The following is a 3329-nucleotide window of genomic DNA, read 5'->3' as shown; positions in this document are numbered from 1 at the left end:
AAATGTTCATTAAGAGCATTGAAGAGAGATTGGAGGGGCTGCTCTTTCTTGGTCTATTGTTTGTTGGATCTTGCATTCTTTTGGTTTCGAGTTTTGATATTTTGGAAAAAGAAGATCCCTTTGGGAACATATTGCCGAGTGAGTATAGTTTAATATGAGGTTTTCTAGGAGATGCATAGGAATGTAAAGTATATTTGGAGACATGTTTGAGAAGTCTTTGAGGGCAGATTTGTGGGATTTCGAGGAAAGTTGTAAATTGCAGTCGCAAAGGGGAGTTTCCGAGCGGGTGACAGACCATTGCAAAATGTATTAAAATAAGAAACAAGAGAAGTATGGCATTTCGTTCAACTTTAAATCTCGGGGGCAAGGAATACGATGTCCTTGATTGTAAGTATTCGCTCCGTCGAGATGTGGACTCCAAGGGACGTCCCGCCTCAAACATTTATGGAGGTCGTATTCGTGTTCGCGTAGAATCGACGGCAGATACAACCATTCTAGAGCACATGGTGAATCAATTCAAGCCATTCAGTGGGAGTATCATCTTCAAGAAAGGCGATGAAGAGGCCAAGATGAAAGAACTGCAATTCGAGAATGCCTATATCATCGAATTTGAAGAAGGTATAGACATCGTCGGGGAAAACCCTATGTCTTTGTCAGTAACCATCTCGGCACAGACCATCAAGATTGGAGGCGCTCAGTACGAAGAAAACTGGCCTACGGCTTGATCGCCCCGCACAACGTAAGCATGTTCCCACACGGTTTCAGAGGATTTTTTCTTTGATTCAGTGTGGGTTTCGTGCTTGCAGACATTTGCATCAAACAAAAAACAAAGATATACCTATGGGCATATTGAACTACGAAATCGGGGGTAACGAGGTCAAAATAGATGCTTCGGAAGCCATTGCCAATATTCCGGAGAATCGAACGTTGCTTCTTGAAAAGCTGACAGCCGAAGCCCCCGTCAATCCGGAAGCTGTAGAGGGATTAAGTACAATTGAGGAGGTTTTTTCCGCCTTCCAACCCAATGTAGATGTGGAGTTTGAAAGTGCCGAAGGAGAACCCGTGAAAGAAAACTTCCGCTTCTCTACTACCGCAGACTTTCAAATCAAGAATATGACGGACAGGAGTCGTTTTTTGAGCGGTCTTTCGACCCAAAAAGACTTCTATGAGAAGTTGGTGAAACAGCTGCGCACCAACAAGGTTCTCCAACGAGCCTTAGAGAATCCTGAGAGTCGCCAGGCTATCATAGAAGCCTTGACGCAGTTGAAGAAAGAGTTGATGCAGACGTCAGTTCAGTAAAAGAGAGATTTGAGAGTATGGAAGAAAAAGAACAATTACAACGTGTGGAGCAAGAGACTCTTGCCCAACCGGTTTATCAAGAAAAAGTAGCCGATTCGTATTCCAAAGAGACATTGGATGGTGCTATATCCGCCCTCTCTCGGTATGGCGGCTTCAGTTTCTTGGAAACAGCCATTGATGGACTTCAAAACTTAAATCCGGAACGGAAGGCGCGTAAGAAAATGTTCCTTGTCGAGGAACAGAAAGAGGGCGAACGTCAGGCTCTTGCCCACAAGATTGACCTTTGGTTGGAGTTGCTAACCGAGAATAAGGATATCCCGGAAATGGTGCAAAAATGCCAGACCCAAACGAGCGTCGTCTCGGATCTCTTGGCCAAGAACCAATTAACCGCCGTCGAGGCCGTGCGAGATCTTGAAACCTCATATCGTGCCGTGCAACTCTTTTACAAAAACACAGAGTCGGATAAGCTGACCAATGTGACAATTGTCAATGCCTCTCCGGAGCAATTAACGGATTTGGATAATTCCCGTTTTATAGACTTTGTTGCAGACGAATTGAAGCAAAACTACGATCGTTTGGACCTTCGTACCAATTATTCCCTGCTCGTGCTTCCCGGTTATCTTGGATCAAACAAAGTGGTGGAAAAGTGGGCTAAGATCGCCAACAACAATAAGGTCATGCTCTTCACGGACTTTGCCGACTTGGAGAAACCGGATGATGTGGTGGATATGTTTTTCACCTCCAATCTCGCCGGAGGGGATACCTTCAAGTGCAATACGGTCATGTGTTGTAATTGGCTTGTAGGACGTGGCGCTTACAAGGAAATAGGAGAAACCGAAGACTTGCACGTCTCGCCTGCATCTGCTTTGGCCGGGAAAGTCTACCGTACCCTGATGTCGCAAGTTACCGCAGGGAAGAAATATGGAGGCATCAATGAAGTGGATTCTGTGGTATTCCCCCTGAAGAAAAGCGAAATATCCCAATTGGACTCCATGGGGTTGGTTCCCATGGTCAATGAGTACGGGAAAGTGATGGCATTTTCCGCCAAGACCCTCTTTAATGGGGACAATCTTGGCTTGCAAACCTACTCCGTTGTCCGAGTATTCGACTACATTACCAAGGTTTTATTTGACTTCCTGAATCGTCGCTCTTTTGAAAATTGGAGCGGAAAGACGGAGCGAGATCTCCGCTCTCAGATCGTGAAGTTCTTGGATGACATACAGGGTCCGGATCGCTTGATAGAACGCTCTAAGATTGTGCGATTGGAAAGAGATCCTCACCAAAAAGACCGCATCTATCTGGATATTCATATCACCCCCTACTTCCCGGCCAAGAGTTTTGTTATCAAATTGGATGGGACGAAAGGGGACGACGAAGCAAGCTGGACAAGCGAATACGAGCAAGAGAAGTAGTCTTCCCCTCTCTCTCAGGGGCAAACCTCGTGTGTCAGGCTCACAAATAAACTATACTCGAAACTATGGAACTATCTCTCAATCCCGTTCGCCCCAAAGTCCGCTTTGATGGGGAGGAATTTTTATTTGAATCCTTGCTTCTCGAACAGAAGATGAACTCCTGCCACTATTTCGAAGTGGTCAAGGAGTTCTTCTCTCAAGATGAGATGTGGAAAACCAAGCCGGAGGCTTTGGTCAAGATGATTGGCTCTCGTGCCCTCATTTATTTGGAGCATCTGGATGGCAGTCATCCCTATGAGTTTTCCGGCTGGGTTACCGATGTGCAAATCGACTCGTGGGAAAATTTCACCGACAGTCTTGACTACAAGCACCGCTCCAATAAGGTTCGTATTATAGGTCAGGGGGATATCGTCAAGTTAGATGGGACCCCGACAATGAATTCTTATGTCGATAAGCCGTTGAGCGATATTGTGAAGCGGGTTACGGAGAAGGCCTCTTTTGAGATCAAATGTAATCCCAAATACAAGGGTCTTTTGCCCTACGCTATGCAGTATGGAGAGAGTAACTTCGATTTTCTCAATCGCCTGTCTTGCACCTACGGAGAGCTCTTTTATTATG

4 protein-coding genes are annotated in these 3329 nt (G+C 45.6%); all 4 read left to right on the top strand.

Going from position 1 to position 3329, the window contains the following annotated elements; translation table 11 throughout:
* The first annotated feature begins 332 nt into the window (after positions 1 to 332).
* Positions 333 to 725 (top strand): type VI secretion system tube protein TssD, encoded by a 393-nt coding sequence (gene tssD / locus Q0090_RS02525; protein WP_040580205.1) that lies wholly within the window; start codon positions 333 to 335, stop codon positions 723 to 725.
* A 115-nt stretch (positions 726 to 840) separates the two neighbouring features.
* Positions 841 to 1299: a hypothetical protein gene (locus Q0090_RS02520; RefSeq protein ID WP_297947136.1), complete on the top strand. Its 459-nt coding sequence runs from the start codon at positions 841 to 843 to the stop codon at positions 1297 to 1299.
* A 17-nt stretch (positions 1300 to 1316) separates the two neighbouring features.
* The gene (locus Q0090_RS02515) at positions 1317 to 2711 is read left to right on the top strand and encodes a DUF5458 family protein (RefSeq protein WP_297947134.1); all 1395 of its coding nucleotides are present in this window, start codon (positions 1317 to 1319) and stop codon (positions 2709 to 2711) included.
* 65 nt (positions 2712 to 2776) lie between these two features.
* Positions 2777 to 3329, top strand: a 553-nt coding sequence (locus Q0090_RS02510; protein ID WP_297947132.1) for a contractile injection system protein, VgrG/Pvc8 family, incomplete at its 3' end; no start/stop codon positions are given.

Origin of the sequence: uncultured Porphyromonas sp., from assembly GCF_938023125.1 — a bacterium.
In the GTDB taxonomy this organism is placed as follows: Bacteria; Bacteroidota; Bacteroidia; order Bacteroidales; family Porphyromonadaceae; genus Porphyromonas.
This window is presented reverse-complemented; position numbering and strand designations above follow the sequence as displayed.